This window comes from Streptomyces sp. NBC_00459 (assembly GCF_036013955.1).
Taxonomy (GTDB): domain Bacteria; phylum Actinomycetota; class Actinomycetes; order Streptomycetales; family Streptomycetaceae; genus Streptomyces.
The window spans coordinates 9,532,243-9,546,027 of sequence record NZ_CP107903.1; the positions used below are offsets into that span (position 1 = coordinate 9,532,243).

Below are 13,785 nucleotides of genomic sequence, written 5' to 3' on the forward strand. Positions count from 1 at the left end.
GACGCCATTTCCGGCCGCCCGTCCGAACCGGGCGGCCTCGGCTGCCGGTGCAACCCCCGGTTATAGGGTCGGCGCCATGGCGCTGAAACTTGTTCAGGTGAATTTCAAGGCCCGGGACGACTCGGCGCTGGGCCGGTTCTGGGCGGAGGCGCTCGACTGGAGTGCGTCCAGCGCGGAACCCGGCGCGACCAGCGTCAAACCCGTGGGTTTCGTCTGGGCGGACCCCGCCACCGTCGGGATCGACGTCATCCGAGTCCCGGACCCCGAGACGGTGGAATACCGTGTGCACATCGAACTCGCCACCACCTCCGCGGCCCATCACGCGGAGTTGGTCGCACGCCTGAAGGAACTCGGCGCGACGCCGGCGGATGCGGGCCGGGGCGACCTCCCGTCCATGGTTCTGGCCGACCCGGAGGGCAACGTGTTCTGTGTCCTGGAGCCCCGGGAGATCCACCGGGACACCGGGCCGATCGCCGCGGTGGTCGTCGACTGCGCGGACCCCCGGGCCATGGCACGGTTCTGGGACGAGGCGATGGACTGGACCCTGCACGAGGTGACCGACGAGCATGCGCTGCTGAGATCCGCGAAGGGTGTCGGCCCGTATCTGGAGTTCCTCCGCACGCCCCATCTGAAGGGCATGCGGCACCGGGCCCATCTCGACCTGGTCCCCCACCCCATCGACGGTCAGGCGGCGGAGGTGGCCCGGCTCGAGGACCTCGGCGCGACGCGCGCCGACGCAGGCCGGGGTGACTTCCCGTGGAGGATTCTGGCCGACCCGGAGGGCAACGAGTTCTGCGTCCTCGCCCCGGCCTGACCCGGAGCCTCCCCGCCTGCTACGGCACACCCACGCCGCCGAGCTCGTCAATGACGGCGTCCCCGTCGAAGCCGTCCGCCGCCTCGGCCTCACCTCCCGCCCCGCCCTGCCGCGGGTCCGGCGCGACAGCGCCGGTAGGCGGTGCACCGCCTACCGGACGCGGCCGGGTTGAGCGCCGTGTGCCGCGGCGGGATGCTGGAGGCAGCGCCCCTGACGGGCGACGCGGCGCCGTGCCGGTTCGCGGCAGGTACGAGGTCGGGATACACCGCATGGACAACGAGCCCGACACGACCACGGGAGCAGCGGGCGCGGGAGCGCCCGAGGACTTCGCGGTCGTCATCGACGCCCGCGGCACTGTCCTGACGTGCAGCGCCGGAGCCGGGCGTCTGCTCGGGTACGAGCCCGAGGACGTGGTGGGCCGGCCCGCCGTCGGCCTGCTCGCCGCGAAGCCGCCCTCGGCGATGCGGCGGCGGCTGGCCGCCAGGGAGCAGTGGACGTGCAGACTGGCGCTGCGCAGTCGGCACGGAGACCGGGTCACCGTGGAGCTCCGGGGCACACCGTTGGCGGATGGGCGAGGCAGGACGCACTGGGTCGTCACCCCGGCGGCGGTGACGTACCCCTCCGGGCCCACGGACGCCGGGGCGGCGGAGTTGTGGGATCTCACGCTCGCGCAGCTCCCGCTGCCCGTGGCCATCTACGACAGTGAGGCGCGGTTCGTCACCTGCAACCAGGTGATGAGCCAAGCCATGGGGCTGAGCACGGAGGAGATGCGGGGACGGACGTTGTGGGAGATCTATCCCGCCCCGCCCCTGGACGAGATCGACCGCCTTCAGCACCAGGTGGTGCGCACCGGAGAGACGATCTTCCGCGAGGAGCAGCCTTTCCGAGCCTCAGGCGAGGTGCGCGACCACGCGTGGTCGCTGTTCCTCTCCCCGCTGAAGGACCCGGCGGGCGCGGTGCTGGGGGTGTCGGCGCTGGTGATCGACATCACCGAGCAGTACCTGGCCCGGCGCCGCCTGGCCGTGCTGAACGACGCCAGTGTGCGCATCGGCGCCACGCTCGATGTGACCTGGACGGCCGAGGAACTGGCGGAGGTGGCCGTGACGGGATTCGCCGACTTCGCCGTCGTCGACCTGCTGGAATCGGTCGCCCAGGGACACGAGCCGCAACCGGTACCGCCCGCCACACCGGTCGTCTGCCGCCGTACCGCGCAGCGGTCGGTACTTCCGGGGTGCCCGGAAGCCGTGGTGTCCGCGGGCAGTACCGACGTCTACCCTCCCGGCTCACCACCGGCCGAGGCGCTGATCACCGGCCGTGGCACCTACTACCGTGCCGGGGACCCGCTGCTGCGCACATGGTCGACGGCCTCCGCGGCCCGTGCCGAGAGCATGAGGCGGTTCAAGATCCACTCGGTGATGATGGTGCCGCTGCGCGCGCGGGGGATCACCCTCGGTGTCATGCACCTCATGCGGCACCGGACCCCGGACACCTTCGGTCCGGACGATCTCGTGCTCGCCGAGGAGATCGCCGCCAGGGCGGCGGTGAGCATCGACAACGCCCGCCGCTACACCCGTGAGCGCCGGACCGCGCTCGCGCTGCAGCGCAGCCTGCTGCCCGAGCGGCTGCCGGAGCTGGACGCGGTCGACCTCGCCTACCGGTACCTTCCCGCCGGCCCGGGGGACGAGATCGGCGGGGACTGGTTCGACGTGATCTCACTGTCCGGGGGACGGGTCGCGCTGGTGGTGGGCGACGTGGTGGGCCACGGTGTGCACGCCTCGGCCACGATGGGCCGTCTGCGCTCGGCGGTACGGACCCTCGCCGACGCCGATTTCGCCCCCGACGAACTGCTCACCCGGCTGGACGACCTGGTGATCCGCCTCGACCGGGAGGAGGGCCCGGATGCGCGGCGACAGACGGAGCGGGCCTCGGGCGAGGTCGGTGCCACCTGCCTCTACGCCGTCTACGACCCCGTCACCGGCTGCTGCGACCTGGCGCGGGCCGGGCACCCGCCACCTGTCCTGGTGACCTCCGACGGCCGTGCGCAGGTGCTGGACCTGCCGGCCGGGCCACCGCTCGGCCTGGGCGGACTGCCCTTCGAGTCCGTGCGGATCGACATGGGCGAGGGCAGTCTGCTCGCCCTCTACACCGACGGACTGATCGAGGCCCCGGGCCGTGACATCGACGTCGGGCTGAACCTGCTCGGTGAGGCGCTGCGCCGGCCCGCCGCCGGCCTGGAGGAAGTCTGCGACGAGGTGCTCCGCAAGGTACAGGCCGATCCCCCTGCCGACGACATCGTCCTGCTCCTGGCGCGCACCTCTGCGCTCGGCGCGGACCAGGTGCGCACGTGGCAGTTGCCCATGGACCCCGCGGCCGTCGCCGGGGCCCGTCGTATGGCGGGCCGACAACTGGCCGACTGGGGGCTGGTCGAACTCGAGTTCGCCACCGAGCTGATCGTCAGCGAGCTGGTCACCAACGCCATCCGTTACGGGGACGGCCCCATCCAACTGCGACTCATCCGGGCCGATGCGCTCATCTGCGAGGTCTCCGACTGCAGCAGCACCGCCCCGCATCTGCGGCGGGCCCGCACCTTCGACGAGGGCGGTCGCGGACTGCTGCTCGTCGCTCAGATCGCGGAGCGCTGGGGCAGCCGCCAGACGACCGCCGGCAAAACGATCTGGGCCGAGCAGTCCCTGCCGGACGAGGATGCACGGGACCGCGACCGCTGACGTCCGCGCAGACAAACATGCGATGTTTACCGCTGCGGTAATGACGCTTTACCCCACATAGCGGTCAACTCGCTTTGCGTTATCGGCTTTTCATCCACTTAAACCGTTGACATGCTGGTGTCACATGGTTGAACTTCATGCGTAACATCTCGCGCCTGAGACCCCACGAGTGCCATGGCACTCGTGGGTCTTCTCCGTGTTGGGGCCGCAGGAATGGGAGTCACCGCATGTCGTCAGGAAGCCTGTCCCGCCGTACGGTACTTGGGGCGGCCGGCGCCGCTGCCGCCGCGACGGTGCTGCCCGTCGTCCCCGCCTTCTCGGATCTGGTGTCCGAGGCGGCGGCCGCCGATGCCCAGACCAATCTGAGCAACATGGTGAACATGCGGTTCGGCATGTTCAACCACTTCAACATGGGCACGTTCACCAACGAGGAGTGGGCGGCCCCGAATCAGAACCCCGCCCTGTTCGCGCCTACGGCGGTGGACTGTGCCCAGTGGGCGGCGGCCGCCGCGGCGGCGAAGATGAGCTACGGCGTGCTGACGACCAAGCACCACGACGGCTTCTGCCTGTGGCCGACCGCGTACAACAACTACAACGTCGCCAACAGCTCCCACAAGCAGGACGTCGTCGCCGAGTATGTCGAGGCGTTCCGGGCCAAGGGCCTGAAAGTGGGCCTGTACTACTCGATCTGGGACCGCACCTACAGCGTGCAGGGGTACGACAGCCGGCACGGCGTCGCCGCCGACCAGGTGATCCAACCCGGTGACCTCACCTACATGCTGAACCAGATCACCGAACTGCTGACCGGCTACGGCGCCATCGACATGTTCATCACCGATGGCTACGCGTGGCAGATGGGCCAGCAGGCCGTCTCCTACCAGCGGATCCGCGAACACGTGAAGTCGCTCCAGCCGGACATCGTCATGATCGACCATGGTGGGCTGTCCGTACCGTTCCTCGGCGACGCGATCTACTTCGAGGAGCCGCTGGGCGTCACCTCGCCCACCGGAAACACCTTCGCCTCCATGCAGGGTCAGACGATCAGCAACGGATGGTTCTGGCATCCGTCCACTCCGTCCGAAAGCCTCATGAGCAAGGCGTCGATCCTGGCCCATCTGTCGGACCTGGAACCGAAGTACACCTCGTTCATCCTCAACTGCCCGCCCAACCGCAACGGCCTGCTGGACAACAACGTCGTCAACCGGCTCGCCGAGGTCGGGGCGGCATGGAGCCCCAACACCTCCAGGGCGCCCCTGCCGACGCAGATGCCACGCGCCGAGCACCCCGTGACACCCGTCAGCGCCTACGCGACCGGATTCCACACCGGTGAGGGCCCGATGAACGCGATCGACGGGCTGAGCGACAAGGGCTTCGAGACCTGCTGGTCGACATGGGGACTGTCCCCGTCCCTGCCGCACACGATCACGATCGACCTGGGCGGTGTGTGGAGCGACGTATCCACCCTGGAGTACCTGCCCAAGCAGTGGAACCGCAACGACTCCACCGACGGGGACATCACTTCGTACACCATCTCCACCAGCACCGACGGTACGACCTTCACCCAGGTCGCCACCGGTTCCTGGGCCGCCGACCATGTCACCAAGGTGGCCGAGTGGAGCGCCAGGAACGTTGGGTTCGTGCGGGTACAGGCCACCGCCGCCACCGGTGGTTACGTCAACGTGGGCGCCGTCCGGACAGGCGGCAGGGCAGCGAAGCCGGCCCTGGTGTCGCGTGTCCTGCCCGGTGACGGAACCGTCTACCGCCTGGTCAACCGCAACAGCGGCCGGGTGGCTGACGTGAGCGGGAACGGGACCGACAACGGCACAGAGATCCTCCAGTGGCCCTGGCTGAACCAGGCCAACCAGAAGTGGACCTTCGTCTCCACCGGCGACGGCTACTACAAGATCAGGAGCGTCAGCAGCGGAAAGCTCATGGAAGTGGCCGGCCTCTCGCGCGTCGACGGCGGCAAGGTGGGCATCTGGTCGGACGACAGCGTCTTCCAGCAGCACTGGGCCGTGACGCCCACCGGTGACGGCTACCACTACCTCACCAACCGGCTCAGCGGACTGGCGCTCAATGTCGAAGACGCCTCCACCACCAACGGCGCCCGCATCGAGCAGGAGACGTACAGCCTGGCGAGCCGGCAGCAGTGGCAGATCATCGCCGTGTGATCCATCGACGGGCCCGCACATCCGGGCCTGCCGGGCCACCGCCCGGACAGGGGCGGTCAGCGATGTTCGCGGCGGCAGCGGAGGCTGCCGCCCCGGCCGCTGACCACGCACATTCCGCGCAGCCGACCGGCCATCCCGGGTCCGGCGCGGCCGGCCACGCCTCGGGGCACCTCCCGCGGACCGGCGCCGCACCCGGTGAAGGAGATGCGGATGACAGCCATGCGTCCTGTGCACAGGGTCCAGTGGTGGCGACGCGGGAGGCGAACAGCGGTACTCACCGCGGTGACCACCCTGATGGCCGCCCTCCTGACCGGGCTGGGGGCCGCCGGTACGGCGCACGCGCGCAGTCCACGGCCCCTCGCCACACCCCGGAGTGCCGCAGTCCCGTCAGGGAAGGCCGTCGCCGCGTGTGAGGATGCAGCAATGGCATGGCTGAGGAAACGCGGGGGGCGGGCGGTCGGGCTCGTGGCGAGTACGGCAATGGCGCTGGCGTTGACCGCCTGCAACTCGGGCGGCTCCGGCGGCAGGGAGCCCGAGGGACGCGAGGCGAAGTACCAGCGCGTCATCGAAGATCCTCACCCGCGCCCCGCCGATGTCATCGAAATGGCCGGCGCACCATACGGAGTGGCCCGTGCGGGCGACGGCTCGCTCCTGCTGACGTACGAGGCCGACAACGTCGAGGACGACGAGGGGCCGGCCGCCACCGCCTGGCGCATCGTCGGCCCCGACGGCCGCACGGTCGCCGAGCACGCGGAGCACGCGAATGCGGAGGATGTGCCGCCGGCGTTCAAGGGGATGGGTGAGGGCTTCGTACGGGTGCCGCAGGAGGAGACGGCGTGGACGCTCGACGTACGCGGCAAGCGGCACAAGGCAGTCCTCACCGAGACCCCGTCGAGCACCCGCCCCGGCGACATTCTCCTCACCGAACTGGAGCCGACCCTCGTCTACCGCCCAGCCACGCGCACCGTGGCGCCCCCGGCCGGAGTGCCGGACGACGCCATCAGCCTCGCCGTCGACGAGCGGGGCACGGCCTGGAGCCTGGACCAGCCCCTGACCGAAAAGCCCCACCGCGTCGTATGGCAGCGCGACGCCCGCACCCTCGGTTCCGTGGCCGTTCCCAAGCCGTACACGGGAGGCGCCCTTGCCGCACGGGGTGGCACAGCGGCACTCTCCCTCATCCAGGACGAGAGTGTGCGAGGCCTGTTGATGACGACGGACGACGGCGCGCACTGGCGGACGGTGCTGGCCGGCGGCATCGCCTGGAAGGACCTGAAAAACGGCCCGGAGGCACTGGTCCTGGAACTGCTCACGGACGGGCGGCTGCTCGTCGGCGAGGAAGGCGGCCGTTTCTGGCTCGCCGACGACCGCACCAACAGCGCCTTCCGCGAGCTGAAGACACCGGCGAGGTTCACATCGTTCACCGTCGACGGAACGACCCTCTACGGCATCGTGGACGCGACGACATCGACGTACGACCTGGTGAACGGCGAAGGGCTGTGGATCTCTCGCGACGGCGGAAGCGAGTGGCAGCGTTACGAGGCGCGTGGGTGACAGCGGACCGGGGCGGTGTACGCGTCCGCGAGTTCCCGACCGCTACCCCGGTGAACCGGCCGCCCGTTGGTGACGCCCCTTTCCCCTCGCCGCTTCTCAACTGCGTTGCCGGCGACCTCGGTTCATCTGATGCGTTCACGGGGAGACGGATAGTCTGCCCCCATGGGTGCGCGTGCGGGGAGCGAGGACGTCGGAGCGGATCTCGGCAGTCAGGGCTGGGATGCCACGCGGTCCTGGGTGGAGAAGGGGCTGTCCGAGGCGGAGCGCATCGAAAAGGTGGTGCGGCTGCGCGGCGGCTGGACGTCGGAGATGCGGCGCCTGGACCTCCGCGGTCCGGATGGTCGGCGCTCACTCGTCCTGCGGTCCTTCGTCAAGCCTTTCTTCGTTCGGCATTCGGAAGGTCTGCTGGGCCGCGAGGCGACTGTCCTGCGCCTGCTCGGTGACACGGATGTGCCCGCGGCCGGCTTCGTGGCGGTGGACGCGACGGCGCAGTACTGCGATCACCCCTCCTTGCTGATGTCCCTGCTGCCGGGGACTGTGCGCCTGAGCGATCAGGGAGCTGATGACCGCGCAGACCTGCTGGCCCGCCAGTTGGTGCGTATCCATCAGCTGCCGGTGACCGCGCAGCAACGGCCTCGCGCCTACCAGGCCTGGGCCTCTCCCGAACGAGTGAATCCGCCCGTGGCCACCGAGCGGCCCGACCTCTGGCAGCGGGCTGTCGACGTCATCCGCCGGGACCCCCCGGGCTACGAGGGTTGCTTCCTGCACCGGGACTTCCATCCCGGCAACGTCCTCTTCACAGGCAGCGACGATGATCTCCGGGTCAGTGGTGTCGTCGACTGGGTGGAGACCTCCTGGGGGCCGGCCGACCTGGACGTGGCTCATTGCTCGACGGCCCTCGCCCTGCTGCACGGGATTCCCGCAGGCATGCGCTTCGCCGATCGCTATGTCGACGCGGGCGGAACCCTGACCGACGACGACACCGCACATCTCCACTGGCGGCTGCTGGACGCGCTGGGGTTCGCTCCGGACGCGGAAAAGATTGCTGTCCCCTGGCGTGAACTGGGCCGCGTCGATCTGACAGCCACTGTCCTGACTCGACGGTTGGAGGGATACATCGAATCCCTCTTCGAACGCTATGGCTGAACCATCAACCACCACAGCTGAAGTGAACGCCTACGAACAGGAGTTCCGCGCGATGGGCAGAAGAGCCGCCGGGTGAGAAACGCGCGTCCGGCCGACTGACCGGACGGCCTGTTCCGCACGGGTCTCGGGCGGAGCAGGCCGTCGGCCTGGCGACGTCGACGTCGAACAGTCGTCACTTCCGGAGCAGCGCGCACACGAAGTTCTCCTCGACCTCGCGCAGCTTCGCGAGGAGCTGAGGCTTCGTCGACTCGTTCACCTGTGTGGTGAGCGACAAGGTCAGCGACCGCTCGCCGTCCGGTGTCGCGGCGATCAACTGGGTGTAGCCGGGAGTGTTGCCGGTGTGGCCGAGCACCACTCCGCATCTCGTCGTGTAGCGGAAGATCGCCGCCCCTGCCTCGTTCCGGCCCGGGCCCGCCGGTTCCGAGGCGCCGTCGACCCAGCGGCGCTGCTCGCGCAGTGTCGCCCGGGAGATCAGAGTGCCGCCCGCGTAACCGCGGATGAACCCGGTCATGTCCTTCGGAGTGGAGACGATTCCGCCCGACGCCCATACCCCCGAGGCGCCGACCAGCTCGCTGACGTCCTCCGGATCGGTCGGCGGCTGGATGGGGACGTCGTACCCGCGCATGTAGGGCTCCGGCAGCTCGAAGCCCTGGGGGAGACTCGTGTCGTGCAGGCCGAGCGGACGGTACACCAACTGCCGCAGCAGCTCCTCGTAGCGCTTCCTGGCCGCCGCCTCGGCCATCAGGGCCACGGCGATGTTGTCCGAGTTGGAGTACTGGTACCGCGAACCGGGGCGGAACAGCAGCGGCTCGCCGGCCACGAAGTCGAGCAGCCGCCGGGAGTCGAAGCGATGGTGCGGATCGGCCAGGAGAAGCCTGAGGAAGTCCGGACTGCGGCTGAAGTCCGGCAGGCCGCTGGTGTGGGTCAGGAGCTCGCGCAACGTCACCGCGTGCCAGGCCTGTGGGAGCGCGGGCAGCCGTCGGCCGATGGTGTCATCGAGTCCGAGCGTGCCCCGGTCGACGAGGCGGAGTGCCACGGCGCCGCTGAACGCCTTCGCCGTACTGGCGATACGCATGTGGTCGGTCGGTTCGATCGGCCTACCGGTTTCGAGGTCGGCGACTCCGGCCCGCAGGATCCGGCGTGACTCCCCTCGCTGGAGCACGGCGATGATGCCGGGCGGGCCACCCGGAGCGCGGACCAGTTGTTCGAGCTGGCTCTGCAGTGCGCGGTCCGTGGCGGAGCCGGGCATGTCCGCTTCGGCGGGTGCGGACACCAGGGCGGCAAGACAGGCGCCGGCCAGTACAGCGCTGACCGGCAGACGCAGGTGGGGGAGACGGGGCAGCGGCATGGGAACTCCTCGGGCGGGCTGGGGAGGGGTACGCCCAGCATCGGCCGCGTGGCGCCCGGTTGCCTGTGTCGCTGCTGCATACGGCCGAGCGGATCGTTTGCGTTGCCGTCCGTACGGCTGCGGCGGTGCGTCGTCCGCCCAGGCCGGCGGCCGACATGCCTGGTGGCATGTATGACGCCGTCGCGGGTACTGGCATGCGTGAACGGGGGGAGTGAGGGCGGACACGTGGGATGTCATGCCGGCGGTGACGCCTGTACGGCGCCGAACGCGTACCTGATGCGCGCCGGCTACGCCCTGGGCGGGGATGACGGCTGTATCGCCGACGCCCGCCACCATGCCGTTGCCTTTCTCGACCGGGCACGCGCCGACCATCACCTGCCCGTGCCCGAACGCGTCCGGGATGTCGTCCAGTTGGTGGTCAGCGAGCTGGTCACCAACGCCCGCAAGTACGCTCCGGGCCCCGTCCTGCTGGAGCTGCGGATCAACGCCTGCGCTGTGGACGTGGTCGTGTGGGACAGCGAGCCCAGCGTTCCCGCGGCCAGGGCGGCCGATCCCGGCAGAATCGGCCAGCACGGTCTGGAGATCGTCAACGCCGTGACCGCGGACCTCTTCATCGAGCAGGAGCCGGTCGGCAAGCGCATCACCGCTCGCATCGCCCTGTCCGAAAGCGGTGAGGAGCCACGCTCTCCCCGGGCCTGACTCGGGGACACACCTCCAGTGCCGCTCGCGGCCATATCTCGGCATCCACACGCGAAAATCTATGTTGACGAGAGTAGACATCGGTCGGTGGTCTGGCTATGGTTTCTCTCGTAGCCCAGAGAGACAGCAAGGCCCGGCAGACATGAACTGGCGGGTGGTATCAGTGCAGTTGCAGTTCGCAGGACGGTGCGGTGGTGGAGTTCCGAAGCCAGGGTTGTCGCAGGACGGCGACGGGGCTGACGACCGGACCGGGTGGCCCGCAGTGAGCAGGGGCCGCCGTGAGCGGTACCGCAGTGGCAGTACCTGTAGGTGCAGTTCGTAGTACCCAGCAGTACGCAGTCCCCTCGTTCGGCAAGCAGTTGATCTTCAAGGGAAAGAACGGAGGAGCCGACCGCCATCAGGATCGCCCGGGCGCAAGCCTTGAACCCGGGTACCGCAGGACATCGATAGCGAGGTGGTCTCCGGTCGAGCAACCGCGATCCCCGTATCCCCGACAGCAGTTCGGTCGGGTCTGCGGAGGCAGAAGGCCGGCACAGTACGAGGGCCGGCAGATGGTGTAGCAGTTCCTTCGGGCCCTGGCGCCGTTCGGCGCCAGGGCCCCTCCACGTGTTCGACAGAGAGGTGTACGTGACAGCAGAGGATTCGTACAGCCGCATGGACGACGATGACTACCCCGCCTACACCATGGGCCGGGCCGCCGAGATGCTCGGCACCACCCAGGGTTTCCTCCGCGCCATCGGCGAAGCCCGTCTCATCACCCCGCTGCGCTCCGAGGGCGGCCACCGCCGCTACTCCCGCTACCAGCTGCGGATCGCCGCCCGGGCCCGGGAACTCGTCGACCAGGGGACCCCCATCGAGGCCGCCTGCCGGATCATCATCCTCGAGGACCAGCTCGAAGAAGCCCAGCGCATCAACGCAGAACACCGCCGCGCCGCATCCCGGCACACGGCCTCTGTCTGACCCCGGCCCGCGCAGACGCGCCGGACCGACTCCGCCGATGCCAGAAGATGAGCGAATGATCGCCGAAGACATCGAACCGCCGGCCCCCGGCCGGGACTCCCGGCCCGGCCCCGGAACCACACCCGACTCCCTGCGCACGCCGTCGGTTGACGCGCCTGTCGGCGCAACCCGCAGGCTGCCCGACGGAGAGGCGGCCACCGGCCTGGAAGGCGTGGCGGAGCGGGCGGCTGCCGCGCTGAAGCCGAGGATGCGGGGCTGGCTGCACGCCGGGGTGTTCCCGCTCGCGCTGGTCGGCGGCATCGTCCTGATCGTTGTCTCCCGCTCGGCGGCGGCAGTGGCAGCCTGCTCGGTGTACGCGGTGTCGGCCTGCCTGCTGTTCGGCACCAGCGCGGTGTACCACCGCGGAACGTGGGGACCGCGTGGAGAAGCGGTCCTGCGGCGGATGGACCACGCGAACATCTTCCTGATCATCGCCGGTACCTACACCCCGCTGGCGGTCCTGCTGCTGCCCGCGCGCCGACAACTGGTGCTGCTGACCGTGGTGTGGGCGGGAGCCCTGGCCGGCATCGCCTTCCGCATCCTGTGGATCGGGGCTCCCCGGTGGCTGTACACCCCGTGCTACATCGCGCTGGGGTGGGTGGCCGTCTTCAACCTGCCCGACTTCGCCCGCGCCGGCGGCACCGCGGTCGTCGTACTCGTCGTCGCCGGCGGTCTGCTCTACACCGCCGGCGCCGTCGTCTACGGACTCAAGCGCCCCGACCCCTCACCGGCCTGGTTCGGCTTCCACGAGGTCTTCCACGCCCTGACCATCGCCGCCTTCACCGCGCACTACACCGCCATCCTCCTCGCAGCCACATGACCGCGTTCGGGGCACGCCGAAGGGTGGGACTCGGGCTGAAGAGGGTCTTGGCCGCACATGGTCCGGGAGAGGCCGACCAGCGGAGCGGGACCCGGGCCCCGTGATGCAATGTGACCTGTCCGGCACCGAACCCGGCACAGCTCTTTCTCGCGCTTCCGGGGCGGAGTCCTGAGCGTCATCGAGCAATTGAGGGAGTCGCTGTGACCGAAGGAGGGCCGGACGGCGGACAGGCCACTCGTCTTCCCGTGGGCGAGAGGGGCCCGGGCAGGGCGATGACTCTGGCGGGGACGTTGGAGGCGGCCGAGGCCGCGGCGCCGGTGGAGTCGCTCGACGTGGTCGCGCGCATGCTCAAGGAGCAACTCGGGGCCATGTCGGTGTCGTTCCTCATCACCGACTTCACCGGCACCTCGGTCGTACGGCTGGGGACGGCGGGCAGTGTCGACACCGATGAACCCGCCCGGCGGATCGTGCTGCGGGGCACCCTTTACGACGACGTGATCCGCACCCAGCGGCCGAGCCTGGAGGACAAGGGCGAGGGCGCCCTCGTGCGGATCGTCGCCCCGGTGACCAACCGCGGGGACGCCATCGGGCTCCTCGAACTGTTCCTGCCCGTGACGCCGGACGCGGAGGTGATGCGGGAGATCGGCGAGACGGCGCACGCGCTGGCGTACATCGTCATCGCGAACCGCTCGTACACCGACGTCTACCAGTGGGGCCGCCGCACCACCCCGCTGAGCCTGGCCGCCGAGATCCAGCACAGGCTGCTCCCCGCGTCGCTGGCGTGCGAGGCCGCGCAGTTCGCGGTCGCCGGGGCGCTGGAGCCGGCCGACCACGTCGGAGGCGACACCTTCGACTACGTGGTCGACCGGGACAGCGTCCAGCTCTCCGTCACCGACGCCATGGGGCACGACGTCGACGCCGCACTGCTGGCCACCCTCCTGGTCGGTGCCCTGCGGCGGGCCCGGCGAGCCGGTGCCGACCTCGCCGAACAGGCCCACCAGGCCGACCAGGCCATGCGCGAGTACGGCCGCCAGGGCTACGTCACCGGCCAACTCCTGCGCATCAGTCTGATCGACGGCAAGACCGAGTTCATCAACGCCGGGCACCCCTGGCCGCTGCGGATGCGGGACGGAGAGGTGCGGGAAATGACCCCGAAGATCGACACACCGTTCGGCTTCCCCGTCCCTCACACCTACCGGGTGCAGTCGCTGGATCTGCGGCCCGGCGACCGGCTGGTGATGCTGACCGACGGCATGCTGGAGCGCAACGCGGGCCGCCTCGATCTGTCCGACCTGATCGTGCGCACCCGCGCGCTGCATCCACGCGAGGCCGCCCGCAACCTCATCGCGGCGATCGTCGACGCCAACGACGGCCACCTGCAGGACGACGCGACCGTCATGTGCCTGGACTGGCACGGCACCGGCAACTCCCATCGTGACGCCGCCACCGGAGCCGACCTCACCGATGCCTCACGAGCGTCAAGAACGGGACGGACCACTCCCGGGCGATGA

At 69.8% G+C, this 13,785-nt stretch carries 10 protein-coding genes; 9 read left to right on the forward strand and 1 reads right to left on the reverse strand.

The genetic code is table 11. The features are described from left to right. The first annotated feature begins 76 nt into the window (after positions 1 to 76). The 5 genes from OHN74_RS41705 (at position 77) to OHN74_RS41725 (ending at position 8,408) form a co-directional block, all read left to right on the forward strand. The gene (locus OHN74_RS41705) at positions 77 to 814 is read left to right on the forward strand and encodes a VOC family protein (protein ID WP_327699767.1); all 738 of its coding nucleotides are present in this window, start codon (positions 77 to 79) and stop codon (positions 812 to 814) included. Between the two features lie 269 nt (positions 815 to 1,083). Next, positions 1,084 to 3,540, forward strand: a complete 2,457-nt coding sequence (locus tag OHN74_RS41710) for a SpoIIE family protein phosphatase (protein ID WP_327699768.1) — start codon at positions 1,084 to 1,086, stop codon at positions 3,538 to 3,540. A gap of 227 nt (positions 3,541 to 3,767) precedes the next feature. After that, entirely contained in the window at positions 3,768 to 5,711 is a 1,944-nt protein-coding gene (locus OHN74_RS41715; RefSeq protein WP_327699769.1) for an alpha-L-fucosidase, read from the forward strand. 423 nt (positions 5,712 to 6,134) lie between these two features. Continuing rightward, the gene (locus OHN74_RS41720; protein ID WP_327699770.1) at positions 6,135 to 7,262 is read left to right on the forward strand and encodes a hypothetical protein; all 1,128 of its coding nucleotides are present in this window, start codon (positions 6,135 to 6,137) and stop codon (positions 7,260 to 7,262) included. A gap of 162 nt (positions 7,263 to 7,424) precedes the next feature. Further along, a complete protein-coding gene (locus OHN74_RS41725) occupies positions 7,425 to 8,408 on the forward strand; it encodes a phosphotransferase family protein (RefSeq protein WP_327699771.1) in 984 nt (327 codons plus the stop codon). Between the two features lie 172 nt (positions 8,409 to 8,580). Here the strand turns inward: OHN74_RS41725 and OHN74_RS41730 are convergent, their stop codons facing one another. After that, the gene (locus OHN74_RS41730) at positions 8,581 to 9,756 is read right to left on the reverse strand and encodes a serine hydrolase domain-containing protein (protein ID WP_327699772.1); all 1,176 of its coding nucleotides are present in this window, start codon (positions 9,754 to 9,756) and stop codon (positions 8,581 to 8,583) included. Between the two features lie 225 nt (positions 9,757 to 9,981). Between OHN74_RS41730 and OHN74_RS41735 the strand changes: the two genes are divergently transcribed. The 4 genes from OHN74_RS41735 to OHN74_RS41750 all read left to right on the forward strand — a co-directional run bounded on the left by OHN74_RS41735 (position 9,982) and on the right by OHN74_RS41750 (position 13,785). After that, positions 9,982 to 10,455: an ATP-binding protein gene (locus OHN74_RS41735; RefSeq protein WP_327699773.1), complete on the forward strand. Its 474-nt coding sequence runs from the start codon at positions 9,982 to 9,984 to the stop codon at positions 10,453 to 10,455. Between the two features lie 627 nt (positions 10,456 to 11,082). Further along, positions 11,083 to 11,415, forward strand: a complete 333-nt coding sequence (locus OHN74_RS41740) for a helix-turn-helix domain-containing protein (protein WP_327699774.1) — start codon at positions 11,083 to 11,085, stop codon at positions 11,413 to 11,415. 55 nt (positions 11,416 to 11,470) lie between these two features. Then, entirely contained in the window at positions 11,471 to 12,274 is an 804-nt protein-coding gene (gene trhA, locus OHN74_RS41745; protein ID WP_327699775.1) for a PAQR family membrane homeostasis protein TrhA, read from the forward strand. Positions 12,275 to 12,546: 272 nt separating this feature from the next. Beyond that, positions 12,547 to 13,785: a PP2C family protein-serine/threonine phosphatase gene (locus OHN74_RS41750; RefSeq protein ID WP_327700454.1), complete on the forward strand. Its 1,239-nt coding sequence runs from the start codon at positions 12,547 to 12,549 to the stop codon at positions 13,783 to 13,785.

Coding starts and splice junctions, on each gene's coding strand:
- OHN74_RS41705 (WP_327699767.1), top strand. CDS start 77: ATGGCGCTGAAACTTGTTCAGGTGAATTTCAAGGCCCGGGACGACTCG.
- OHN74_RS41710 (WP_327699768.1), top strand. CDS start 1,084: ATGGACAACGAGCCCGACACGACCACGGGAGCAGCGGGCGCGGGAGCG.
- OHN74_RS41715 (WP_327699769.1), top strand. CDS start 3,768: ATGTCGTCAGGAAGCCTGTCCCGCCGTACGGTACTTGGGGCGGCCGGC.
- OHN74_RS41720 (WP_327699770.1), top strand. CDS start 6,135: ATGGCATGGCTGAGGAAACGCGGGGGGCGGGCGGTCGGGCTCGTGGCG.
- OHN74_RS41725 (WP_327699771.1), top strand. CDS start 7,425: ATGGGTGCGCGTGCGGGGAGCGAGGACGTCGGAGCGGATCTCGGCAGT.
- OHN74_RS41730 (WP_327699772.1), bottom strand. CDS start 9,756: ATGCCGCTGCCCCGTCTCCCCCACCTGCGTCTGCCGGTCAGCGCTGTA.
- trhA (WP_327699775.1), top strand. CDS start 11,471: ATGATCGCCGAAGACATCGAACCGCCGGCCCCCGGCCGGGACTCCCGG.
- OHN74_RS41750 (WP_327700454.1), top strand. CDS start 12,547: ATGACTCTGGCGGGGACGTTGGAGGCGGCCGAGGCCGCGGCGCCGGTG.